Raw genomic sequence first — 22481 nt, forward strand, 5'->3', positions numbered from 1 at the left:
TTCATATTCAAACGCAAAGTAGTGACTTATCGTTTTAAAAGCAATTGATGACATCGGCTCATTCACTAAGCTGCAAAAAAACAGTATGCTTATACAGGCAAAAAGGAGCATACATGTATCAAGTACTTGCGCGAAAATATCGTCCACGCAACTTTAATGAGCTGGTCGGGCAAAGCCATGTGTCACGGGCGCTGACCAATGCGTTAGAACGTGGCCGTCTGCATCATGCTTATTTATTTACAGGTACACGTGGCGTAGGCAAAACAACAATTGCGCGTATTTTAGCAAAGTGCTTAAACTGTGAAACCGGTGTTACTTCTACACCATGCGAAGTATGTGCTACCTGTAAAGCCGTCAATGAAGGCCGTTTCATTGATCTGATTGAAATTGATGCCGCTTCAAGAACCAAAGTTGAAGATACCCGCGAACTGCTCGACAATGTACCTTATGCACCGACTCAGGGACGCTTTAAGGTTTATCTGATCGATGAAGTGCATATGCTCTCTACTCACTCTTTTAATGCACTCCTGAAAACGCTCGAAGAGCCGCCAGAGCATGTAAAGTTTTTATTCGCTACCACAGATCCGCAGAAATTACCTATTACGGTTATTTCACGATGCCTGCAATTTACCTTGCGACCATTAGCAGTTGATGAGATTACTGAACATTTAACCCGAATTTTACAAAAAGAAGAGATTAATGCCGATAGTGACGCCATCTGGCAAATTGGTGAGTCTGCCCAAGGCTCCCTACGTGATGCATTGTCCCTGACAGATCAGGCTATTGCTTATGGTCAGGGTGAGGTACACCATCAGGATGTCAAAGAGATGCTGGGGCTCATTGACCGCACTATCATCTATGACCTGATCTTGGCCATTCATCAGAATAATCAGGCCCGGGTCAGCCAGCTTTTATTACAGTTTAGACATCAGGCACTGGATGTTTCACTTGTTCTGGATCAGTTGATTTCGACCTTACACGAATTGGCTCTATTACAATATTTGCCTGACCTAGGCCTTAAATACAGTGATGAGATTAACCGTAAAATTTTACAGCTCTCACGCCTGATTTCAGCGCAAGACCTGCAACTGTATTATCAAATTGCCTGTAAGGGGCGAGCTGACCTGCAACTGTCTGTTACGCAAGAGCAGGGCTTTGAAATGTGTATTTTACGGCTGTTAGCTTTTCGACCTTTGGCACCTGATGAAATATCAATAGACAATTCTAGACCGGCGGTTTCTGATAGTAGCTTTTCAGCATCGGCAGAAGTTAATACAGCACCTCGTTCGTCTGAACCACAGGTAACAGTTTTAGCAGAGAAACTTGAGCCTGAGACAAATTTTATTTCTGAAGAGTTATCATTCGCTGGAGCAGAGCCAGACACTGTGTCTAAAACTACGGCAGACTCTTCTAAACCTTTTGAGAAAAAACCGCTAAAATCAGCTGTTCCGGACAGTAATACTGAGGAAAGTTCAGCAGCAAATGAAATGCTGAGCTTTAATTTAAACTCGGCTGATGGGCTGGTCGGGTTTGATGAGGCAGGTTTAAATGTTCAGCCTAAACCGGTAGCGCCTTCTGCTGATCTTTTGGATACTAAATTTCTTGAGCCTGATGCTCTAGTCATTTCAGAACTGGCAATAAACACCCAATCCGATATACCAAAAGATCTTAGCCAGAGTGAAACAGCGCCTACCATATCTGCGGAAGATTTATTTGTTGAGTTACCTGTAGCCGAGTCCTTTAAAACCGGGGGAAAGATTGAGCAGGTATCTCATAGTTTTTCTGATGAAGAATTGTCTGATACTAAGCTGGAAAAAGCTGGTATTAGCGCTCAGCAATATGAAAACTCTGGTCACTTGATGCCTCAGGATATTCTAACACTAACACCTCAGCAGTTAGAGCATGAATGGACTGTAGACAAATGGGAATACTGGTTTAGGAATAGCGAGTTATCACCTGCCGTTCAAGAGCTGGCCCAGCATGGACTGATGACAGGCACGATTAATGGCCTGTCAGTTTTTCAAATTCCACAACAATATGAAGGAATGCTGTCTCAGCTCCAGCATGCTTTAGAGCAAGCCATGAAAGAGCAATGGCCTGATACACAGTTTCAAGTGGAATACAAAGAAATTGAGCAGATCACGCCATATATCATGCAAACGGTACGCAAGGAAAAAGCGTACCAGCGTGCAAAAGAATTACTACAGCAGGAGCCTGCAATTCAGAGTTTAATTCATCTTTTTGATGCCGAGCTGCAAAATATCCAGTTAAAATCATGATTGTTTTATAAACAATAAGTGGCTAGATCCTCCCGCATCTGTTGAGATATGGGAGTGCTTTTTCGTGTTTCACGATTTACAAGCACATGAACAAAGTGACCTTGTGCAGATGCTTGCTGCTGACCCTGTTTAAAAATCGCTAAACGATATGTTAAAGAAGATTGGCCAATCCGTTCAATTGCTACGCCAACCTCAATTATTTCAGGAAAAGACAGTTCCTGAAAAAAGCTGCAAGCAGAATCAACTACCAGCCCAATTACAGGGGATTGATGAATATTAAACCCTGCTTTCTGAATCAGCAGCGAATTAGCCGCCGTGTCAAAATAGCTATAATAGGTTACGTTATTGACGTGCCCGTATATATCATTATCTGCCCAGCGAGTCTGAATCGGCAAGAAAAATCTAAAATGCTTGCGTTCGGTAATTACAGGCTTATTCATGAATAAATGGCTCGGTATATATTGAGCGCATCTTCATAACCCAGCTCACGGGGGTTATTCTGTAATAGCCGGGTTTGTAATACTGCATCTTGTGCCAGCTGTTCTAAAGCCTGCTCAGGTATTGCGAGTGATTGCAAAGTCAAGGGTAAACCAGTGATGTCCAGATAATTTTGCATATGATCAATAAACAGATCACTGAGGCCTTCTACTGAGCCACTACTTTTAGGTTCAATATGTAACATCAATTCAGCATAGTGCTGCTTGGCATAAGTCAGGTTAAATTTTAAGACTTCAGTAAAAACCAGAGCATTGCTATGCCCATGTGAAATATGGAAGTGTCCACCAAGCGGATAAGCCAAGGCATGTACCGCACCCACTGGTGAGTTGGCAAAGGCCTGCCCGGCAAGCATTGAACCGACCAGCATATTCTGCCGGGCTTCCATATTTTGGCCATCTTCAAGTACCGGTCTTAAATTTGTATAAAGAATCTGGAGCGCTTTAACTGCGAGTAAATCCGCATAGAAATTTTTTTTAATTTTAGATGTATAGGCTTCGACAGCATGTACCATCGCATCAATACCGGTCGCTGCAGTAATATGACGCGGTAAATTTCGGGTGAAATTTGCATCGAGTATAGTAGTATCTGCAAAAAGCACAGGTGATACTATTCCACTTTTTGTTGTTTCCCCAGTGGTTACTATCGAAATAGGCGTGACTTCGGAGCCAGTACCAGCAGTGGTGGGAATTAAAATTAATTTCAGTCGTGCGCCTTGGACCTGATTTACACCATACATCTCCTGGAGCTTTTGCTGTTGTTCAGGATGCGCAAGCAGGGCAATAATCTTGGCAACGTCCATAGAGCTGCCGCCACCAAAGCCTAAAATAATGTCTGCTTTTTCTTCTCGGGCAAAACGGGCGGCTGCCAGGACTACGTCTTCTGGTGGATCAGCCTGTACATCAGCATAAATACTATATTCAAGTCCAATGCTATGTAAAATATCTAAAACAGGTTGATGAAGCTGCTGAGCCAGCATTCCCGGATCGGTAACCAATAACAGTTTTTTGGACTTCTGCTCTATCAAGATTTGCTTGAGTCTCTCAATTGAGCCTAGCCCAGCAATAATATTGGGAACGGTTTGAAACTGAAATTGACCCATACGTTTTCCTTAATTCTTTAAAAAATTGAACATTATTGTTTTGCAGTTCTATAGGATTCATCCTGTAAATAACTTAACATAAGACTCTTCAAAAGAAAGCTGTACTTGAGGTCGTTATGTCGTCCAAAGCGCCGTATAAGGTGTTGTGTGTCTGTTTAGGAAATATTTGCCGCTCTCCCACAGCGGAAATTGTCCTGAGGCATTATTGTGACGAGCATCAGTTAAATGTAATCGTTGATTCAGCTGGCACCAGTAATTATCATCCAGGTAAAGCACCTAACCAACGGAGTCAGAAGCATGCTAAAAAACGTGGTTATGATCTCTCAACGTTAAGAGCTCGTCAGTTAAAGACTCAAGATTTTCTTGATTTTGACTTGATTCTGGCAATGGATCATCAGAATCTTGAAGATATACAAGCAGTAATGCATCAAGCTGGTCTTGAATATGGCGAAACATGCCTGCGTGCAAAAGTTGCTCTGATGAGTGAGCATGACCCTGAATATTCCAAGCAAGCTTTACCCGATCCGTATTATGGCGGGCTTGATGGTTTTGAGCGGGTACTGGATCAGTGTGAATCAAGCAGTCATGCCTGGATAAATGTATTTAAAAGTCAGTTTGGTCAGTAATTTAAAAGGTTTAGATGTGATTCAGATTCAAAATAATATTCAACTTAAACCTTTTAACAGTTTAAAGCTTAACAGTGTCGCTTCCCATTACATTCACATTGAACAGACTCGGCAGATTCCGGCTGCGGTTCAATATGCTATCCAGAATCAGCTGAATATTCTTATACTTTCTGGTGGCAGTAACCTGCTTCTACCTGAAAAGATTAATGCACTGGTCATGCATATTGATATTCAAGGTATTGAGTATTTAGATGAAGATGAACAAAGCCGCAGCCTGAGGGTGGGTGCCGGTCAGGTCTGGCATGAGTTTGTACTCTATACCACCACAAAACGCTTGTATGGCTTACAGAACCTGGCTTTAATTCCAGGACGAGTTGGCGCGTCACCTGTACAGAATATTGGAGCTTATGGGGTAGAAGCTGGGGATTTTATTGAATCGGTACAAGTATATGACCGTGAAACTGGCCAGTTTGACTCGATCTGTGCTAAAGATTGCGGTTTTTCATACCGGCACAGTATTTTTAAAGATCAGCCAAATCGCTACATTATTACCCATGTAACATTCAGGTTATTAAAAACACCGCAGCTCAAGCTGAATTATGGCGATCTGAAACTGGCTATGGCAGGTGATCAGAGTGCCGAAAACCTGCAACAGCAGGTTATTCATATTCGACAAAGTAAGTTACCTGATCCGGCACAATATCCTAATGCCGGCAGTTTTTTTAAAAATCCTGTGATTAGTAATGAGGCTTATCAGAAACTGGCAGTGCGATTCCCGAGACTACCGCATTACCCCCAGTTGACTGGTCAGGCCAAGATTGCAGCCGGCTGGCTGATTGAGCAGGCAGGATGGAAGGGCAAGCGTCTGGGTCAGGTAGGCATGTTTGAAAAACAGGCACTGGTCTTGGTCAACTATGCTGAAGCGTCATTAGAAGATATCAAAGCTACATACGGCGCGGTACAGCACGATGTTTATCAGAAATTTAACATCATGCTCGAGCCGGAACCGGTACTCTATAATGAAATAGCCCAGATTTGCTCACATACGGAATAAACAGTTTATGGCTCAGTATCATTGGATGGTGCGTTTAGTACAGCTTGCCGCAGGCATATTTGTACTGCTCGGCTGTTTGATGGTTTTTATCTATACCCCTTTTTATTCGCAGCTGGTGGTCAAGGCTCTTAATACTTTTGTGCCAGTAGAAGTCAACCAGGTGGCAGCAAAAAGTCAGGAAATGGCCGCCCTGAGCGAATATGAGGAACTAGAGCCTGGTTCAAATCTCTGGATTGCCCGTCAGGCATATTTAAAACTGATGGAGCAGTCTATGCAAAACCAGAATGCACAGGATTTGCCTACGCTACAGGCCCGTTATAAAGCATTGCAAAAAATTATTATTGAAGAACAGGAAAAAGAAGAAAACGATAAGGACGACCAACCGGTTATTCCATTACTGGTTCCATCTGTTGATAAAAAAGGACAGGAACAAGAACAGCCAGTCTCCGATTCGGTTGAAGACATGCGTGAGCTTCTGCAATTGAATAGCGCAGAGAACAAGGTGTTAATGGAGCAATATATAGATTTCCTGATGACACATCCGGTTGAACAGCAAGAGACAGTAGAAAGCGAAATTTATCAAGATATTGCCCAAATACAAAAAGAAAAAAATGAACCAGTCTATCCGGCAAGTTCCAGCAAACCTTATGCAATTGTTGTTTTAGGTGGCGGATTGACTTTAGCTGATAACCAGAAAGATATTGTAGTGAATAAATATACCCGCTTGCGGCTCGAGAAAACCCTGGAAGTCGAAAAACAATACCATTTACCCATTGTTTTAAGCGGGGTAGAAGCCCCTTATATGCAGGCTTGGTTAAAAGAAAGAAATGTAGAAGCAAAATTACTGGAAAACCGCAGTATGAATACCTGTGAGAATTCACGGTTCAGTTCATTGCTTTTACAGAAAAAAGGTGGGGCACCTACAGTAATCTTGATCACGGATGTTTATCATATGCCACGTACACGCCGTTTATTTGCACTAAACGGTATAGAAACCATACCGGTTGAAGCACCTATGCCTTCAAAATTAACAGACTGGCGTCCAAGCCGGCAGAATTATGATCACAGTCGCCGTGCCAATTACGAAATGCTGGCCACAATTCGCGATATCCTATTTGGCTCAAGTGGCTGCCGGGAGGTACCTTAATGTCAGATATCCCGTTTTTAAATCCGAATGTACTTACCCAGCTTGACTTGCCTATACCTAGCCGTGAAATTACTTCACAGCTTCTAGAACCATTAAATCTGAACCGCCCGTATGAGCCCTCAGTTGATATTTTAGCTTATCGCAAACTTTATGGTTTAAATCTGCTGGACTGTGACCAATGGCAGGGTTATGTTCCCATGCCACTTTTTCGATTACATGTACAGGTTTTTAAACCGAGAGTTGCTGAAATTAAAGGTACGGTCTGTTTGCTGCATGGTTATCTTGAACACAGTGGCATTTACCAGCCAATCATCCGTGAAATACTTGAACAGGGCTTCAGCGTAATAACATATGACTTGCCAGGGCATGGCTTAAGTGACGGTTCGCCGGCCAATATCCAGAATTTTGATCATTATCAGCAAGTTTTACTGGCCGTATATCAGTATGTCCGTCAGGCTGACCAGTTGCCGCAACCATGGTTAGGTATTGGGCAGAGTACGGGAGGCGCAATCTGGATGCATCATTTGCTCGAATATGCTGAGCAACGCCGTAATCCGATTGTTGATCGTATTTTGCTTTTATCTCCACTCATTCGACCTGCAAAAACAGCATGGTGGCATAACCCGGTTGGCCTCGGTATTATCCGGCGTATCAAGCGGCAAGTGCCTCGACATTTCCGGCGTAATAACCATAATCCGGAATTTCTGCGCTTTATTCGCTTAAAAGATCCCTTACAGCCCCGTATGATGGGTATGGACTGGATTCTGGCGATGTCGCGGTGGATGCTGGAAATGGAGCAGCGACCGGCTTGCCGAATACCAGTCTGGCTTGCTCAGGGAGCCCTGGACCAGACGGTAGACTGGCGTTATAACATTGAATTTATTCGGCGAAAATTCCGGTTACAGACCCTGCTTATGCTTGAAGAGGGTTCGCATCAACTCATTAATGAGCGGGCTGATATTCGGGCTGCACTTACCGGGCTGATTCCGGCATTTCTACATGCCAGACCTTCAAAATACTATTATGAATAAATAAGCTCATGATCTGGCATTAAGTACTAATAAAACTTAGCGTCATATAATCTTCTGAAAAAGCCAGAGTAATGATCTGGCTTTGTAGTTTTTAGTGAATAGTATGCTTTTATATTCAAGCCTGCTTTTTTGCCAGTAATGTAGCAAAACGCAATTTTATCCGGCGACCATGCTCATCGAGCCGATGTAGCTCACCAACATCTTCATTATATTGTAAGATATTCCAACCCGTATAATAACGAATGAGCTCTCCTTCTTTAAAGGTGAAGGGGAAATCAACATTACATGGATAGTCTGGTGTATCCATAGCCGCAACAATCAGATTATAACCTTCAGGCAGAGTTGCTTTTTGCATTTCTTCTATAAGTCGGGGAATAGTAGCGGGCTGTAAAAACATCAGCACAACCGTTGAAAAGATAAAGTTATAGCGTTTTTCAATAATGGGATTCTGGTTCAGGTCACGTATCTCAGTGTGAATATGATCAATTTTCTCTGCATCAATAATTTCATTAAGCTTATTGATGCTAGCTTCATTAATATCCCATGCATCGACCTCAAAACCTTTTTCACTGAGAAAAAGTGTATTGCGGCCACTACCACAACCAAGATCAAGTGCGGTACCTGCACTGTGCAGAATTTTACTCGCCATACGTATTTCGGAATGCGTTGGTACTAGTCCATATTTCTTTTCAAAGTAACGCTCAGGTTCACAGAAAAATTCAAGTTGGCAGGCAATATCGGAACTGGTAGAGACAATTTTGTGCCATGCTTGAGGTGAGACTAAGGAAGGTTGATGACTAGCATTAAAAGTTTCTTCAGAAATTATTTCACCATTTTCTGATAGCATGGCAAATACCAGTTCGCCCTGCAATATTGTCAATTTAGCCCAAGTCCCTTCTTGAGTATTATGTTTCTCGCGGAAATTCTGAGGAAGGGTTTTATTAGACCATACAGGCATTTGTTTATAACAGCGCAAGTTACTCATCGTATTTTCCTCAGATAGAGTTTTATGGTGATCAAGTTAGCCAAGTGAAGAATGTATGTACTCAGCTTTTTACAGTTCAGAATTTTTGAGCACTGGCCATTTGCCACATGCGGTAATAAAAATTTTCTTTATCCTGAAGCTGGTTATTAATAAGGGCATTTTCCTCCATAAAATAATGCAACTGGGCATAATTTTTAATTTCCCGGTCATTAATCCGTTGTGCCAGATGGTGTGCATCAAGTTCCGAAGGATGACGCAAGCCTGCTGCTGCTATCATATCTGCCAGGGCATGCAAAGTGTTTTTATGGAAATTAAAAACCCGTTCAGCTTTGGTGGGCACATGTAAAGCTTTTTGTCGGTCACGGTCCTGTGTAGCTACCCCAACCGGGCACTGATTGGTATGGCAGCTTTGTGCCTGTATACAGCCAATTGCAAACATGAACCCCCGACCTGAATTCACCCAGTCTGCGCCCAGTGCAAATGTACTGGCAATATCAAATGCACTGACGATTTTACCCGCTGCTCCAATCTTGATCTGATCACGTAAACCGGTACCCACCAAGGTATTATGTACAAAGCGTAAGCCTTCACGCAGAGGTGTACCAATGTAGTCACTAAATTCAATTGGTGCTGCACCTGTACCACCCTCAGAGCCATCGACTACAATAAAATCCGGTACAATTTTGGTTTCCAGCATAGCTTTTACAATACTCATAAATTGCCATGGATGCCCAATACAGAGCTTAAAGCCTACTGGTTTACCACCAGAAAGATCACGTAATTTTTGCAGAAAGTGCATCATCTGGATCGGTGTACGAAAAGCAGAGTGGGTAGAAGGAGAGATGCAGTCACGATCACGACTTACTCCCCGAATCAGGGCAATTTCTTCAGAAATTTTATGCTTTGGCAAAATACCGCCATGACCCGGTTTGGCGCCTTGGGAAAGTTTGAGTTCAATCATTTTAACCTGTTCAAGTTGTGCCTGTTTAGCAAACTTTCCTTCATCAAACTGTCCGTCAAGCGTCCGGCAGCCAAAATAACCACTGGCAATTTGCCAGACCAAATCGCCACCATTTTCCAGATGATAAGGGCTGATACTGCCTTCTCCTGTGTCATGGTAAAAGTTACCCATCTTGGCACCCTGATTTAACGCCAGAATTGCATTGGCGCTGAGACTGCCAAAACTCATGCCAGAGATATTGAAAATTGAAGCGCTATAGGGCTGAGTACATTGCTCATTACCAATCTGAATACGAAAAGTGGCCGGATCTGCTGGTGAGCAAGGTGCCAGGGAGTGAGTAATAAAACGATAATCTGCCTGATAGACATCTAAAATTGAGCCAAAGGGTTTATCTGAATTTTCATTTTTCGCACGCTGATATACTAGACTGCGCTGTACCCGTGAAAATGGCAGTGCATCATGATCCGATTCAATAAAATACTGCCGGATCTCTGGACGAAAATCTTCAAAGATATAGCGAAAGTGGCCCATAATCGGATAGTTTTTTAAGATCGAGTGACGATTCTGCAAAACATCATAGAGACCCAGCAGGCTGAGCAAAGCTGTGATTAGCCAGACACTGTTAAGCAAGGTATCTGAAACGAAGTAATAAATATAATGTGGCTCATAGAATAGCCTAAGCATGGTAATACCTAATGCGATCAGAATGCACAGGAACCAGACCGAATGTCTTGAGAAAAATGTATTGAGGAGCTTATGACGTATTGTTTGTGCTGGGCTTGCCATTATATTCAGCTTTCCTTTTAATATTTTTCAATAGATTCAACTTGCCAAGCCGGGCTATATTTCTCAATGAGAGTTTTGTTCATTCTCAGTCATATAAGAAGATAACTGAGATAATTTTTCAGATAAAAAAATAACCAGAACAGGTCTGGCTATTTTTTATAAATAAATATTAGTTCTGCTCTTCTTCTGGTGGAAGCAGCATCAAAATAGAGTCAGTCAATAGTTGTGCGATATCTTCAAGTATTTCTTCATCATTTAAATTCTGATCAAGAACCAGAATTTCACCATCAGCAAGGCGCTTTAAATAGGCTGCAAAGCTTTCAGAAATATATAGTGCTTCACCATTTGCCCAAAAAAGTAGCTGGTTGTCTTCATCTGTATAAAGCAGGCGTGAAGCAGGTTCCAGCATTAGCATGTAACCCTGATCCAAAGCTTCTTCCAGATCACCTGTACCGATCTCTTCCGCTTCAGGAATATTCTCCGGATACTTCGGCTCTGACATCAAGCTGATAATAGCATCATCAAGTACAGTAGAGTTTTGCAGACGGGCAAGCAGTTCTGTTTTAAGGTACTCAAGTTCAACAGGTGTAATCTCGCCTGCTGCTGTAGCCTGGTCACGCAGAATATCGGTTAGCGGATTTCTGAGTAACTGGTCTTCAGAAAATTTATCACTCACACGATCCATCATATCTGCAATATTAGGCATGCGAAAACCAAAGGAAAAGGTCAGGCAGTCATCTTCTGCTACGCCATAGTGAGACAGACCTGGCGGAACATATAACAGATCACCTGGAGCCAGTACTTCATCAAAATTTACCTCCATATCTGGTAGCAGTTTAAGAGGCTGACCTGGAACAAAAGCCGTGTCTGCATCGCACATCTGCCCAAGCTGCCAGCGACGGTGACCGTAACCTTGCACCAGGAATACATCATAAAAGTCAAAATGCTTGCCAACTGAACCGCCTTTAGGCGCATAAGACACCATAATATCATCACGGCGCCACTGTGGAATAAAGGGAAATTTTTTCCATAGGGCTGCGAGGTCAAATGAATAATGGTCAACCGCCTGAACCAGCAAGGTCCATAGTTTTGGCATTTTCTGGAAATCGCCTTTAATCAGGGGAGAAGATTTCACTGACCACTGGTTAGAATCTTTATCTTTTTGCTTGATTAAACGGGCAGTAATATTTTCTTCAAGCGCAAGTTCTTTAACATCGTTCGGTTCAAGAATATTGATAATTTCGGGCAGGGCATTACGGACCAGTAGCGGTTTTTTTTGCCAATATTCACTTAAAAATTGTTCGGCAGTTATACCGCCTAAGACAGCTAGAGGTTGGGACATAGAAAAACCTGTAAATATTAAAAAAATTAGCTAGGGAATCTGGAAGTCGAGTTGGCGCAAAATCTGGCATAGCTGAATCATGGGTAGGCCCATTAAAGTTGTCTGGTCATTACCCGTCATCTTTTCAAACAGACTAATGCCCAGACTTTCACATTTAAAGCTACCTGCACAGTGAAGTGGTTGATCCAGTTCGATGTATCGCTCAATTTCGGCCAGATTTAATGTGCGGAATTTTACCTGATAATGCTCTACCAGTGTGTGCTGAAAACCTGTGGAATGCTGCTGTACACTCAGCCCCGTACTAAAATAGACCGTTTTCCCGGAATTGACCTGCAACTGTTGCACTGCCTTTTCAACTGTTAAGGGCTTACCTATAAAATCATCGGGTGTATGTTCCCGCCATGCTACCTGATCGGAACCAATCACTACTGCTTCAGGGTAAAGTCTGGCAACAATATGAGCTTTGTCAAAAGCCAGTCTCCTTGCAAGTTCATCTGCATGTGTCTCACCCTGGGGTAATTCATCAATATCTGGTGAAATACATCGATACTGCAAGCCTAAACGATTCAACAGCGCTTTACGGGTATCACTACTGGAGGCCAGAATAAGAGGAGGCTGCTTCATCAAATTGCATAATCCATTAAAATATCTAAAGGTACATAACTGAGTACTGCCTGATGGCAGGCATGAATTTTTACAGGCGGAGCCATATCAGCCTGATAGGCTTCAACCCAGCGCGTTACGCAGATACACCAGAAGTCACCAGGTTTTAGTCCGGGAAAACCTACTTCCGGTAAGGGCGTAATCAGATCATTACCCAGTTTTTGAGAAAAACTTAGAAATTCAGATGTCATCTGTGCACAAACAGTATGCTGGCCCAGATCAGTAGCAGCAGTATGGCAAAAACCATTACGGAAATATCCGGTAATAGGGTCATAGCAACAGCTTGCCAAGGGTTCACCTAATACATTTAAGCGGTTAATCTTCGGATCAGGATGAAAAGACATAAGTACTCGGAAATAGACAGGCTTTATCTATCATAACAAATCTTTGGCAAACGTTAGCTTTTATGCAAAAGAAGCTAACCTTTTTAAGCATAATCATTTAAAATCGATGGCATTTTTAAATACATAAAGAGAGTATTACATGAACTTTCAGCGTATGACTGACCTTGACCTGACAGGCAAACGTGTCCTTATTCGTGAAGACTTAAACGTTCCTGTAAAAAATGGTGAGATTACGAGCGATGCACGTCTACGCGCTGCATTACCGACAATTCAGGCTGCGCTGGAAAAAGGTGCAGCAGTGATAGTGTGTTCTCATCTGGGTCGTCCGGTAGAGGGTGAACCTAAACCGGAACAGTCACTCGCTCCTGTTGCGGCTTATCTGTCTCAGGCACTGGGTCAGGAAGTCCAGTTGGTTACAGAGTACTTGGATGGCGTTCAAGTTCAGGCCGGCCAGGTAGTTTTACTGGAAAATGTACGTTTCAATGCAGGTGAAAAGAAGAATAATCCTGAGCTGGCACAAAAATACGCTGCATTGTGTGATGTCTTTGTTATGGATGCATTTGGTACTGCGCATCGTGCAGAAGCATCTACAGAAGGTGTAGCGCGCTTTGCCAAGGTTGCAGCAGCAGGGCCGCTGCTTGCAGCAGAACTGGATGCACTGGGCCGTGCACTAAAAACACCTGAAAAGCCGATGGTAGCAATTGTTGCAGGTTCTAAAGTCTCTACTAAACTCGACGTTTTAAATTCTTTATCTACACTTTGTGACCAGTTAATTGTTGGCGGCGGTATTGCCAATACTTTCTTGGCCGCCGCTGGTTATAACGTGGGTAAATCGCTTTTTGAAGCAGACCTGGTCGACACTGCAAAAGCGATTGCTGCGAAAGTTTCTGTCCCTTTGCCAACTGACGTGGTTGTTGCTAATGCATCTGAAATTAACTTTGAAGATTTCTTGGGTTCATTGGCAAAAGCTCAAGCTGTAGTCAAAAAAGTATCAGAAGTTTCGGAAAATGATATGATTCTGGATGTTGGTCCAGAAACAGCTCAGGCATTTGCAGAGATTCTTAAAAATTCAAAAACTATTTTATGGAATGGTCCGGTCGGTGTATTTGAAGTTGACCAGTTTGGAGAGGGTACCAAAACGCTTTCTCAGGCAATTGCAAAGTCTGCCGGTTTCTCGATAGCAGGCGGTGGAGATACATTGGCAGCTATTGATAAATATGAAGTCGCTGACAAAATTGGCTATATCTCGACTGGTGGAGGGGCTTTCCTTGAGTTTGTAGAAGGCAAAACCTTGCCAGCAGTAGCCGTGCTACTAGAGCGTGCCTAATACATTCTTCTGATTCTATAATTTTTAAAGTTTAAACAGGTTGGCTTGGTCCAGCCTGTTTTCATTTTAGATTCATATAACTGTCATATTTGTGCAATAACATAATCTGCATTAGATCTTCTTTGTTTGGGTAAAGGTAATGAAGTTAAAATTTATGCTTGTGATCTCACTGGTCGCACCACTGGTACTAACTGCGTGTGCAAAGAAAGAAGAAGCAGCTGCAACTGATCAGGGGCAAAATGCACCTGCTGCAGAAGAAAAAATAACACCTGAACAACAAGCTGCAATTGATGCAATCGATAAGCCAGTCATGGATGAAAATAATACAGATATTTCGCCTGAACAAGCGAATGCACCAGCTGAAGATTCTATGACTCCAGCAGCAGAAATGCCTGCACCAGATGCTGAAACAGCTACTACAGGCACAGCCACACAGTAAATTGTAGGCTTTTGTTTAAAAGTCCCTGCAAATGCAGGGATTTTTTTTTAAATCATGTGTTTTGTTGCTGAATTGAAATAAATGACAGGGTAGAATAGGCCGCATTACCTGGGAGGATATTATGGCACTTATTTCGATGCGCCAGCTCTTGGACCACGCCGCAGAACATAGCTACGGCGTACCAGCGTTCAATGTAAACAATTTAGAACAAATGCGCGCAATCATGCTGGCTGCAGACGCAACCAATTCACCTGTGATCGTACAAGCTTCAGCGGGGGCCCGTAAGTATGCAGGGGCGCCGTTCTTGCGTCATCTTATTCTGGCTGCTATTGAAGAATGGCCACACATTCCGGTAGTTATGCACCAAGATCATGGTACCAGCCCAGATGTTTGCCAACGTTCAATTCAGCTTGGCTTTAGCTCGGTGATGATGGATGGTTCATTAGGTGAAGATGGTAAAACACCAACTTCCTATGAATACAATGTTGATGTGACTCGTCGTACTGTACAAATGGCACATGCTTGTGGTGTTTCAGTAGAAGGTGAAATTGGCTGTCTGGGTTCACTTGAAACCGGTATGGCTGGTGAAGAAGATGGCGTAGGTGCAGAAGGGATACTTGACCATTCTCAGCTGTTGACTTCTGTAGAAGAAGCACGCAGTTTTGTGGCTGATACCAATGTTGATGCGCTGGCAATTGCTGTAGGTACTTCACATGGTGCGTATAAATTCACCCGTCCACCAACGGGAGACATCTTGGCAATTGACCGTATTAAAGAAATTCACGCGGCTCTACCAAATACACACCTGGTTATGCATGGCTCAAGTTCAGTTCCACAAGAATGGTTAGCTATTATTAACCAGTACGGCGGCGATATCAAAGAAACTTATGGTGTGCCAGTTGAGCAGTTGGTAGAAGCGATCAAACATGGTGTACGTAAAATTAACATCGATACAGACTTACGTCTGGCTTCTACCGGTGCAATGCGCCGTATGATGGCTGAGCAGCCAAGTGAATTTGATCCGCGTAAATTCTTTGCCAAGACTATTGATGCAATGAAACAGATCTGTGTAGATCGTTATGAAGCATTTGGTACGGCAGGCCATGCAGATAAAATCCATCCGATTTCACTGGAAAAAATGGTTGATCGTTATAAATAACTCACTACGTGATTTTTTATAATATTTAAAAGCCCACAGATGTGGGCTTTTTCTATAAGCTCAAGTAAAACAAGCTAAGAGTGGCAAGATGGAACTGATTTTTGGGGCGGCCTTATGCAGTGTGGCAGTGTCTATATTCTTAAAATGGGGCAAATCACACGGTTTTGATGCTCTGCAAATGATTACTGTCAATTATGCAGTTGCCAGTGTGCTTTGCTATATATGGTTTAAACCGGATTTTTCTCATGTTTCTTTAAGTACCACTCCGTGGTGGCTGATTTTTATTTTAGGTATGCTATTGCCTGGTATATTTCTATGTCTGGCCAGATCACTACAATACGCAGGAATCCTGAAAACCGAAATTGCGCAACGCCTGTCTGTTGTATTATCTCTACTGGCTGCTTTTTCTATATTTCAGGAACAGTTCAGTATTAGTAAACTGCTGGGTATAGGTCTAGGAATAGTCGCAGTAATCAGTTTATTATTCGGTCAACATTTTCAGGAAAAAACGACTTCCGATCATAAAAAAGGTCTGGTTTTTCTATTGAGTGTATGGATAGGCTACGCGTTGGTGGATATTCTTTTAAAATACACCACAGGCTTAGGCTTACAATTTGCACTGGCCTTGAATCTGGCCTTTCTCTTTTCTTTTGTACTCTCAAGCGGTTTTCTGGTTTTACAAAAAAACCGGTGGTCACAAAAAAATATATTAGCTGGTTCAGGTTTGGGCTTGCTTAATTTTTGTAATATTGCTCTGTACATTAAGGCCCATATGCTACTTAAAGATAGCCCGGCTATTGTATTTGCTGGAATGAATATTCTGGTAGTATTACTGGGCGTGATGAGTGGCTTGCTGTACTTTAAAGAAAAACTGAATCTCCCGACATTAATCGGCTTAATTTTAGGATTGACTGGAGTAATCTGTCTGGCATATGCCATGTAATATGCTTTAAGGTAAGTAAATTTTTATCACTGCTACCGGATGAAGCAAATAATCCAGTTTATTGACACTACCAAGTATCTGGCCTGGCTGCTGGCAATTTGGGCATGCTGGATAGGAAAGCATATGCTGTCTATTTATTTGTTCTATGTACATGCTGCCGCAACCTAGACATTCAAATTTAAGCAGACGTTTGGGAATAGGTAACATTGTTTTTTATTTCCAGTTTTTGAATGATTTTAAAATTTTTATATAAAATTATGATGACAATTATAAAAGGAGAGATATCCTCTCCTCAATTTAGAATTTTATAGCTTGGTAAAAATTTGTTCTCTATCCAAGCGTGATTTAGGTAACTTGGCATTAAAATCGCTTGCACTGCGGTAGCCTAATGTAAGTAATACTGATGGAACTAAGCCTAATTCAGTTAGGCCTAATTCTGCACTGATAATATCTTCATTAAATCCACCAATAGGGGTAGCGTCCACACCTTCAATACCTGCTGCCAATAGCATTTGCCCAAGAGCAATAAAAGTCTGATTTTCAGCCCAACGCTGGACATCACCTTTTTCATTGCGGTAATAATCAACATAACCACTACGGCTGTCTTTCTGACCTTGTTTGGCTGTTTCATCCTTGAAGCGCCCACTTGCTGCATCTTGATTTAACAAATGCTCAAGATGTTCTTCAGTAATATTGGCTTTAGTACAAAATAAAATAGTATGGGAAGAGTCTAATACTTTAGGTGCGTTATAACTGTACTTGCCCACCAGAGCTTTCGCAATACGCTGTTTGGCAGATTCATGATCAGCGATAAAGAAATGCCAAGGCTGAATGTTAATTGATGAAGGAGTATAACGAAGTATTTCCAGGAAGCGTTCAAACTGCTCCTGTGAAATTTTCTTGGTTGGGTCATAAGCTTTAGTCGTATAGCGGTTATGTACGATATCAAGCAGATCCATATATGTACTCCATCACTGCATTTAGGTTCAAATCATTGAGATTGATCATACGATATTTTTTAAATAATACTCGTAAATTCAATCAATTTTTATCTTAAAGAAGCAGGATTATATTGTTTGTTTAATAATTCCAGCTTATCAACTTTAACTCTGTTTGCTCTGCTAGCGGATTTATCTCCAGAATTTGAGCAGAACGCTCTCTCCAGTCACCTAGCACAATACGCTTTTTATTATATATTTCATGAATTGCAGGGCGATGTGTATGGCCGTGAATCAAAATATCGGAATTTTCTAGAACCTGCTCAACTGTATGCTGGTTAACATCCATAATTTCATAAGCTTTGGTCTGCTTGGTCTCAGCACTTTTTTGACGGAATCCATTGGCCAGCTTTTGTCTAAAACCGAGTGGTAGACGCTTTAGAAAGCCCAGCAAAAGTGGGTTGCGAATTATCTTTTTAAAGCGTTGATAAGATATATCATCAGTACAAAGTGCATCTCCATGTTCTAGCCGGAACGCTAAAGCACCAATACTCAACTGATATATATCTGGCAATAGAACACCGTGAAACTGGTCCAAGAATTTTTGGCCTAGGGCAAAGTCACGATTTCCGGCCTGAAAATAGATAGTGTTACCAGCTTGTTGGAACTGCTGTAAAGCCTGAACAATTTCATCCAGCCAAGGCGCGGAATAATCATCACCGATCCAGGCATTAAACCAGTCTCCTAAAATATAGAGCTGGGTATGCTGGTTTGCATAATATTTTAATAAGTCTAAAAACCCCCGAACAAGTCGAGGGTGTTCAGGTGACAAATGTAAATCTGAAATAAACAGATAGGTCACAAGGTGTCCTGTATAAAATTATTCAGAGATAATTTTAGCAGATTCGATTACAACATTTTCCAGAGGAACATCGGCATGGTAACCACGGTTACCAGTACGGACATTTTTAATCTCATTAACAACGTCCATACCTTCAACAACCTTACCGAACACTGCATAACCCCAACCTTGAGCAGTTTTACCTGTATGGTTAAGGAAAGAGTTATTTTTCACGTTAATGAAAAACTGGGCAGATGCAGAGTGAGGAGCCTGGGTACGTGCCATTGCAATCGTACCTTCGTCATTGCTCAGGCCGTTATCTGCTTCATTTTCGATTGCATCGCGAGTTGCTTTTTCTTTAAAGTTTTCGTCGAAGCCACCACCTTGGATCATGAAACCGTCAATCACACGGTGAAAGATAACGCCGTCATAAAAGCCGTCACGAACATATTGCAGGAAGTTTTCAGCAGTTTTAGGTGCTTTTTCAGTATTAAGCTCAAGAACAATACGACCTTTATTGGTGTTTAATTCGACTTGAGGAAAACTCATTGGTTAATCTCCTGAACATGGACAAAAATGCCATGGGTTTTTTGGTTGAGAGAAGCATAAGCAAACTGTAAACTACAAGGCAAGTAAAAACGTTATTTTCTTTGTTAAAAAAACTGAATAGCGTTTTAATTATCCTCATTTTTTGATTTAGAAGTGAATTATCTATTATGAAGCCCAATGATGTTGTTTCATCCCTGCCAAATAACCCGACACCAAATAATGAAGCCATAGTCGATCAAGCGCAGCAACAACAACAGGCAGGCTTAGACTTTATCCGTCAGGTCATTAGTGATGATCTGGCTGCCGGGCGTACCCAGAAAGTAATCACCCGCTTCCCACCAGAGCCGAATGGCTATTTGCATATTGGTCATGTAAAGGCTATCTGTCTGAACTTTGGAATTGCAGAAGAATATCAAGGTGCATGTAACTTGCGTTTTGACGACACCAATCCAGATGCCGAAGAGCAGGAATATGTAGATGGCATTGCTAATGATGTGAAATGGCTTGGATTTCAATGGGAAGGTGAGCCGCGTTATGCATCAAGCTACTTTGATCAGCTCTATACATGGGCGCTTCAGTTGATTCAGCAGGGCGATGCCTATGTAGACTTGCAGACTCCAGAACAGATTAAGTTAAATCGTGGCTCTTTTGTAGAGTCAGGCAAAAACTCACCTTATCGTGATGCAAGTGTTGAAGAGAATCTGACACGCTTTGAGCAGATGCGTAATGGTGAACTGAGTGAAGGTGAAGCGGTACTCCGCGCTAAAATTGATATGGCTTCACCAAATGTCCACATGCGTGATCCGATTCTGTATCGTGTGTTGCATTCTGAGCATCATCAAACAGGCAATAAATGGAAAATCTACCCGATGTACGATTATGCCCATCCGTTGTCTGATGCGATTGAAGGCATCACACATTCGCTTTGTACTCTGGAATTCCAGGACCACCGTCCTTTTTATGATTGGGTCGTCGAGAAAGTCCACTCACCCGCTGTACCGCGCCAGTACGAATCTAGCCGTCTGAATGTCGATTATACTATTACTTCAAAACGTAAACTGCGTAAGCTGGTAGAAGGTGGGCATGTACATGGCTGGGATGATCCTCGAATGCCAACAGTTGTTGGTATGCGCCGTCGCGGTTTTACTCCAGAAGGATTGCGTGATTTTTGCAAGCGAGTAGGCGTTTCGAAAACTGACGGTATTGTTGATGTGGCAATGCTGGAGTTCTGCATCCGTCAGTCACTGGAAAATAGTGCAGCACGTGGTATGGCAGTCCTAAATCCACTTAAAGTAATTTTAACTAATCTGCCAGAAGCCATGGATCTGGTTCATGCGCGCCATCCAAATGTAGATATGGGTGAGCGGAGGATTCCGCTGACCTCTGAAATCTATATTGACCGTAAAGATTTTGAAGAAGTGCCGCCAAAAGGTTTTAAACGCCTCATACCAGATGGTGAAGTTCGTTTACGTCATGCTTATGTCATTAAATGCGATGAAGTTATTAAAGATGAAAGCGGTGAGGTAGTAGAATTGAAATGTTCAATTGATACGGAAACTCTGGGTAAAAATCCGGAAGGGCGTAAAGTAAAAGGTGTTATCCACTGGGTTTCTGCAACCCAAGGTATACCGGCAGAAGTCCGTATTTATGATCACCTGTTTACTGAAGCAGATCCGGAAACTGGAGATGACTTCCTGGCTAACCTTAATCCTGAATCACTCAAAGTGCTTCAGGCGGTAATTGAACCTGCACTGGCACAAGCTCAACCGGAAGACCGTTTCCAGTTCGAGCGTGAAGGTTATTTTGTGGCCGATCGTTATGACCATTCTCCTGAAAAACCGGTATTTAATAGAATTCTCGATTTGAGAGACAGTTTTAAACCGGGTAAATAAGCTTAAAAGAAGCCTCTTGTGAAAGAGGCTTCTTTTTTTAAAGGGCATAATATAAATATGATATGGTTAAAGCTGCTAATAGTGCCTGCTTTTATCTTACTGGTCAGTCTGGCTGGCCGGCGCTGGGGAACAACGGTTGCCGGTATATTGGCCGGTATGCCGGTAGTTGCTGGCCCGATAGTGGTGCTGGTTGCTTTAGAGCAGGGGGTTGGGTTTGGTATATATACTGCGACAGCAGCTGTTACAGGTGTAATTGCCTTACTGAGTTTTGGGATAGCTTATTGCTGGTTAAGTCTGAAACTTAACTGGTGGATGACTTTTCTTCTGGCAACGCTGGTTTGGAGTGTTATTTCTAGCTTTCTGGTACTTTTACCACAAAATATTTATCTTGCCCTTTGTATAGCATTACTCGGTTTGATCTTCACACCGTACTTATTACCTCGGAAAAATTGGGTGTATCGACCTGCAGCTCATGCAAAAGATCTGCCGGTACGAATGTTAGCAGGTGGAGTATTCACGCTGATAGTTACACAGGCTGCTGATCTGGTGGGTGGAACATGGAGTGGATTACTGGCAGTTTTTCCAATTATTGGTTCGATTCTGGCAGTTTTTACGCATATTACACAAGGTGCCGACGCGGTCACTACTCTATATCGGGGTACAGTACGGGGCTTATATTCGCTTGTACTTTTCTTTTTTATATTGGTAATGGCATGGCCATATATGAGTTTCTGGTTTGCGCTTATCCTTGCCATAATTGCAGCAATCACTCTGCAATTGCTATTTCAATATGCAATGAAACCACTTATCTTTTTAAACAATAAAACCCATTAGACTACTTTTTTTCTTCCTGTTTATAGATGAGATAAGAAGGAATCTGCATTTTTGCCTTATCCCGCAGTTTTTTCTTGATATACAATACTAGCGCAAAGGATGTGGTAGCCACGGTAATCATCATGCTGTTCATATAGCTCATGATTGAACTGACATAACCGATAGTTGTCAGACGATTCATCATCTTCACCACTTGCGGGCTGCTCTCGACCCCGGTAATGGCCCAGCTACATAAATGCTCACAGTTGTTAATAATAAGATGATACTGATTCTCATGCATGCGGGAACACATACGTCTAACTACCGTGCGGCCACTATATTTTGGAGCTTCATAGTGGCGTACAGAAATTTTCTTGCCATGAGAAAAGTTCTTGAGTGAGGTCATTTCGATAGGATGTTTTTTAAATAGATGGGCAAAACCAGAATAATGAATCACACGACCACGCCCGGCATAAATACCATGGTGAGTATAGCCAAAATGTTTAACAATTAAATGCGCTCCAACAGTGAAGCGTTTTACGCGTCGTGACTGCATATTGTTTTTATTCCAATAAATCGTTGGGATTACTTTATTGAAAGCAGGGTCAGGATTATACCTAAAATTAGTGTAGGCTGTCACAATATAGCGCGTTTTAACACTTTTATTGAATATTCAGATTTTTTAGAAAAAATAAAAAACTGTTAAGGGTGGCTTATACAATTCTTTTAAAATAAAAATATTTTTCATTTAACGCTTCATGGAAA

23 protein-coding genes are annotated in these 22481 nt (G+C 42.1%); 12 read left to right on the top strand and 11 right to left on the bottom strand.

Features of this window, described 5'->3' with window-relative positions; translation table 11 throughout:
- Positions 1 to 113: 113 nt before the first annotated feature.
- On the top strand, positions 114 to 2279 hold the full coding sequence (gene dnaX / locus B3X18_RS14155; protein WP_005026276.1) for a DNA polymerase III subunit gamma/tau: 2166 nt from the start codon (positions 114 to 116) through the stop codon (positions 2277 to 2279).
- 5 nt (positions 2280 to 2284) lie between these two features.
- Here the strand turns inward: dnaX and B3X18_RS14160 are convergent, their stop codons facing one another.
- A complete protein-coding gene (locus B3X18_RS14160) occupies positions 2285 to 2719 on the bottom strand; it encodes an acyl-CoA thioesterase (RefSeq protein WP_005026273.1) in 435 nt (144 codons plus the stop codon).
- Positions 2716 to 3876 carry an iron-containing alcohol dehydrogenase gene (locus B3X18_RS14165; RefSeq protein ID WP_005026271.1) on the bottom strand — a complete coding sequence of 387 codons (1161 nt, stop codon included), beginning with the start codon at positions 3874 to 3876 and terminating at the stop codon, positions 2716 to 2718. The genes B3X18_RS14160 and B3X18_RS14165 overlap by 4 nt, the downstream gene beginning before the upstream one ends.
- Positions 3877 to 3992: 116 nt before the next feature.
- Here B3X18_RS14165 and B3X18_RS14170 point away from each other — a divergent pair, with 116 nt between their 5' ends.
- From B3X18_RS14170 to B3X18_RS14185, 4 genes are read left to right on the top strand one after another with little or no spacing between them, the layout of a single operon-like run.
- Positions 3993 to 4502, top strand: a complete 510-nt coding sequence (locus B3X18_RS14170; RefSeq protein WP_017400606.1) for a low molecular weight protein-tyrosine-phosphatase — start codon at positions 3993 to 3995, stop codon at positions 4500 to 4502.
- Positions 4474 to 5556, top strand: coding sequence for a UDP-N-acetylmuramate dehydrogenase (gene murB, locus B3X18_RS14175; RefSeq protein WP_017400605.1), 1083 nt, complete (start codon positions 4474 to 4476; stop codon positions 5554 to 5556). Before B3X18_RS14170 ends, murB begins: the two co-directional genes overlap by 29 nt.
- 7 nt (positions 5557 to 5563) lie before the next feature.
- The gene (locus tag B3X18_RS14180) at positions 5564 to 6703 is read left to right on the top strand and encodes a YdcF family protein (protein ID WP_017400604.1); all 1140 of its coding nucleotides are present in this window, start codon (positions 5564 to 5566) and stop codon (positions 6701 to 6703) included.
- On the top strand, positions 6703 to 7734 hold the full coding sequence (locus tag B3X18_RS14185) for an alpha/beta hydrolase (RefSeq protein WP_017400603.1): 1032 nt from the start codon (positions 6703 to 6705) through the stop codon (positions 7732 to 7734). Before B3X18_RS14180 ends, B3X18_RS14185 begins: the two co-directional genes overlap by 1 nt.
- 115 nt (positions 7735 to 7849) lie before the next feature.
- On the opposite strand, the gene tehB is transcribed toward B3X18_RS14185, so the two are convergent.
- The 5 genes from tehB to B3X18_RS14210 form a co-directional block, all read right to left on the bottom strand.
- Positions 7850 to 8719 (bottom strand): SAM-dependent methyltransferase TehB, encoded by an 870-nt coding sequence (gene tehB / locus B3X18_RS14190; protein ID WP_017400602.1) that lies wholly within the window; start codon positions 8717 to 8719, stop codon positions 7850 to 7852.
- A 76-nt stretch (positions 8720 to 8795) separates the two neighbouring features.
- Positions 8796 to 10466: an FMN-binding glutamate synthase family protein gene (locus tag B3X18_RS14195; protein ID WP_017400601.1), complete on the bottom strand. Its 1671-nt coding sequence runs from the start codon at positions 10464 to 10466 to the stop codon at positions 8796 to 8798.
- A 169-nt stretch (positions 10467 to 10635) separates the two neighbouring features.
- Positions 10636 to 11808: a cupin domain-containing protein gene (locus tag B3X18_RS14200; RefSeq protein WP_005026259.1), complete on the bottom strand. Its 1173-nt coding sequence runs from the start codon at positions 11806 to 11808 to the stop codon at positions 10636 to 10638.
- Positions 11809 to 11838: 30 nt separating this feature from the next.
- A complete protein-coding gene (locus B3X18_RS14205) occupies positions 11839 to 12432 on the bottom strand; it encodes a Maf family protein (protein WP_017400600.1) in 594 nt (197 codons plus the stop codon).
- A complete protein-coding gene (locus tag B3X18_RS14210; protein WP_005026254.1) occupies positions 12432 to 12815 on the bottom strand; it encodes a DUF2237 family protein in 384 nt (127 codons plus the stop codon). Before B3X18_RS14210 ends, B3X18_RS14205 begins: the two co-directional genes overlap by 1 nt.
- Before the next feature lie 139 nt (positions 12816 to 12954).
- Between B3X18_RS14210 and B3X18_RS14215 the strand changes: the two genes are divergently transcribed.
- The 5 genes from B3X18_RS14215 to B3X18_RS14235 all read left to right on the top strand — a co-directional run bounded on the left by B3X18_RS14215 (position 12955) and on the right by B3X18_RS14235 (position 16851).
- Entirely contained in the window at positions 12955 to 14142 is a 1188-nt protein-coding gene (locus B3X18_RS14215) for a phosphoglycerate kinase (RefSeq protein WP_005026252.1), read from the top strand.
- Between the two features lie 139 nt (positions 14143 to 14281).
- Entirely contained in the window at positions 14282 to 14581 is a 300-nt protein-coding gene (locus B3X18_RS14220; RefSeq protein WP_005026248.1) for a hypothetical protein, read from the top strand.
- A 121-nt stretch (positions 14582 to 14702) separates the two neighbouring features.
- Positions 14703 to 15740 carry a class II fructose-bisphosphate aldolase gene (gene fba, locus B3X18_RS14225; RefSeq protein ID WP_005026246.1) on the top strand — a complete coding sequence of 346 codons (1038 nt, stop codon included), beginning with the start codon at positions 14703 to 14705 and terminating at the stop codon, positions 15738 to 15740.
- A gap of 88 nt (positions 15741 to 15828) precedes the next feature.
- On the top strand, positions 15829 to 16683 hold the full coding sequence (locus tag B3X18_RS14230) for a DMT family transporter (RefSeq protein WP_005026244.1): 855 nt from the start codon (positions 15829 to 15831) through the stop codon (positions 16681 to 16683).
- Positions 16684 to 16722: 39 nt separating this feature from the next.
- Positions 16723 to 16851, top strand: a complete 129-nt coding sequence (locus B3X18_RS14235; protein ID WP_016801188.1) for a hypothetical protein — start codon at positions 16723 to 16725, stop codon at positions 16849 to 16851.
- A 137-nt stretch (positions 16852 to 16988) separates the two neighbouring features.
- Here the strand turns inward: B3X18_RS14235 and nfsB are convergent, their stop codons facing one another.
- The 3 genes from nfsB to B3X18_RS14250 all read right to left on the bottom strand — a co-directional run bounded on the left by nfsB (position 16989) and on the right by B3X18_RS14250 (position 19011).
- Positions 16989 to 17642 (bottom strand): oxygen-insensitive NAD(P)H nitroreductase, encoded by a 654-nt coding sequence (gene nfsB, locus B3X18_RS14240; RefSeq protein WP_005026240.1) that lies wholly within the window; start codon positions 17640 to 17642, stop codon positions 16989 to 16991.
- 121 nt (positions 17643 to 17763) lie between these two features.
- Positions 17764 to 18483, bottom strand: coding sequence for a UDP-2,3-diacylglucosamine diphosphatase (locus B3X18_RS14245; RefSeq protein WP_005026238.1), 720 nt, complete (start codon positions 18481 to 18483; stop codon positions 17764 to 17766).
- An 18-nt stretch (positions 18484 to 18501) separates the two neighbouring features.
- On the bottom strand, positions 18502 to 19011 hold the full coding sequence (locus B3X18_RS14250) for a peptidylprolyl isomerase (protein WP_005019994.1): 510 nt from the start codon (positions 19009 to 19011) through the stop codon (positions 18502 to 18504).
- A gap of 167 nt (positions 19012 to 19178) precedes the next feature.
- On the opposite strand from B3X18_RS14250, the gene B3X18_RS14255 reads away from it, so the two are divergent.
- Entirely contained in the window at positions 19179 to 20903 is a 1725-nt protein-coding gene (locus tag B3X18_RS14255; RefSeq protein ID WP_005026236.1) for a glutamine--tRNA ligase/YqeY domain fusion protein, read from the top strand.
- Between the two features lie 57 nt (positions 20904 to 20960).
- Entirely contained in the window at positions 20961 to 21737 is a 777-nt protein-coding gene (locus B3X18_RS14260; protein ID WP_005026234.1) for a hypothetical protein, read from the top strand.
- Between the two features lies 1 nt (position 21738).
- Here B3X18_RS14260 and B3X18_RS14265 read toward each other — a convergent pair whose 3' ends face one another.
- Positions 21739 to 22272: a lecithin retinol acyltransferase family protein gene (locus B3X18_RS14265; protein ID WP_005026231.1), complete on the bottom strand. Its 534-nt coding sequence runs from the start codon at positions 22270 to 22272 to the stop codon at positions 21739 to 21741.
- Positions 22273 to 22481 lie beyond the last annotated feature (209 nt).

This window comes from Acinetobacter sp. UBA6571, from assembly GCF_002434085.1.
Classification (GTDB): domain Bacteria; phylum Pseudomonadota; class Gammaproteobacteria; order Pseudomonadales; family Moraxellaceae; genus Acinetobacter; species Acinetobacter radioresistens.

What these genes read in the sequence shown, in the direction of transcription:
- dnaX (WP_005026276.1), top strand. Translation starts at nt 114, where the DNA reads ATGTATCAAGTACTTGCGCGAAAATATCGTCCACGCAACTTTAATGAG.
- B3X18_RS14160 (WP_005026273.1), bottom strand. Translation starts at nt 2,719, where the DNA reads ATGAATAAGCCTGTAATTACCGAACGCAAGCATTTTAGATTTTTCTTG.
- B3X18_RS14165 (WP_005026271.1), bottom strand. Translation starts at nt 3,876, where the DNA reads ATGGGTCAATTTCAGTTTCAAACCGTTCCCAATATTATTGCTGGGCTA.
- B3X18_RS14170 (WP_017400606.1), top strand. Translation starts at nt 3,993, where the DNA reads ATGTCGTCCAAAGCGCCGTATAAGGTGTTGTGTGTCTGTTTAGGAAAT.
- murB (WP_017400605.1), top strand. Translation starts at nt 4,474, where the DNA reads ATGTATTTAAAAGTCAGTTTGGTCAGTAATTTAAAAGGTTTAGATGTG.
- B3X18_RS14180 (WP_017400604.1), top strand. Translation starts at nt 5,564, where the DNA reads ATGGCTCAGTATCATTGGATGGTGCGTTTAGTACAGCTTGCCGCAGGC.
- B3X18_RS14185 (WP_017400603.1), top strand. Translation starts at nt 6,703, where the DNA reads ATGTCAGATATCCCGTTTTTAAATCCGAATGTACTTACCCAGCTTGAC.
- tehB (WP_017400602.1), bottom strand. Translation starts at nt 8,719, where the DNA reads ATGAGTAACTTGCGCTGTTATAAACAAATGCCTGTATGGTCTAATAAA.
- B3X18_RS14195 (WP_017400601.1), bottom strand. Translation starts at nt 10,466, where the DNA reads ATGGCAAGCCCAGCACAAACAATACGTCATAAGCTCCTCAATACATTT.
- B3X18_RS14200 (WP_005026259.1), bottom strand. Translation starts at nt 11,808, where the DNA reads ATGTCCCAACCTCTAGCTGTCTTAGGCGGTATAACTGCCGAACAATTT.
- B3X18_RS14205 (WP_017400600.1), bottom strand. Translation starts at nt 12,432, where the DNA reads ATGAAGCAGCCTCCTCTTATTCTGGCCTCCAGTAGTGATACCCGTAAA.
- B3X18_RS14210 (WP_005026254.1), bottom strand. Translation starts at nt 12,815, where the DNA reads ATGTCTTTTCATCCTGATCCGAAGATTAACCGCTTAAATGTATTAGGT.
- B3X18_RS14215 (WP_005026252.1), top strand. Translation starts at nt 12,955, where the DNA reads ATGAACTTTCAGCGTATGACTGACCTTGACCTGACAGGCAAACGTGTC.
- B3X18_RS14220 (WP_005026248.1), top strand. Translation starts at nt 14,282, where the DNA reads ATGAAGTTAAAATTTATGCTTGTGATCTCACTGGTCGCACCACTGGTA.
- fba (WP_005026246.1), top strand. Translation starts at nt 14,703, where the DNA reads ATGGCACTTATTTCGATGCGCCAGCTCTTGGACCACGCCGCAGAACAT.
- B3X18_RS14230 (WP_005026244.1), top strand. Translation starts at nt 15,829, where the DNA reads ATGGAACTGATTTTTGGGGCGGCCTTATGCAGTGTGGCAGTGTCTATA.
- B3X18_RS14235 (WP_016801188.1), top strand. Translation starts at nt 16,723, where the DNA reads ATGAAGCAAATAATCCAGTTTATTGACACTACCAAGTATCTGGCCTGG.
- nfsB (WP_005026240.1), bottom strand. Translation starts at nt 17,642, where the DNA reads ATGGATCTGCTTGATATCGTACATAACCGCTATACGACTAAAGCTTAT.
- B3X18_RS14250 (WP_005019994.1), bottom strand. Translation starts at nt 19,011, where the DNA reads ATGAGTTTTCCTCAAGTCGAATTAAACACCAATAAAGGTCGTATTGTT.
- B3X18_RS14255 (WP_005026236.1), top strand. Translation starts at nt 19,179, where the DNA reads ATGAAGCCCAATGATGTTGTTTCATCCCTGCCAAATAACCCGACACCA.
- B3X18_RS14260 (WP_005026234.1), top strand. Translation starts at nt 20,961, where the DNA reads ATGATATGGTTAAAGCTGCTAATAGTGCCTGCTTTTATCTTACTGGTC.
- B3X18_RS14265 (WP_005026231.1), bottom strand. Translation starts at nt 22,272, where the DNA reads ATGCAGTCACGACGCGTAAAACGCTTCACTGTTGGAGCGCATTTAATT.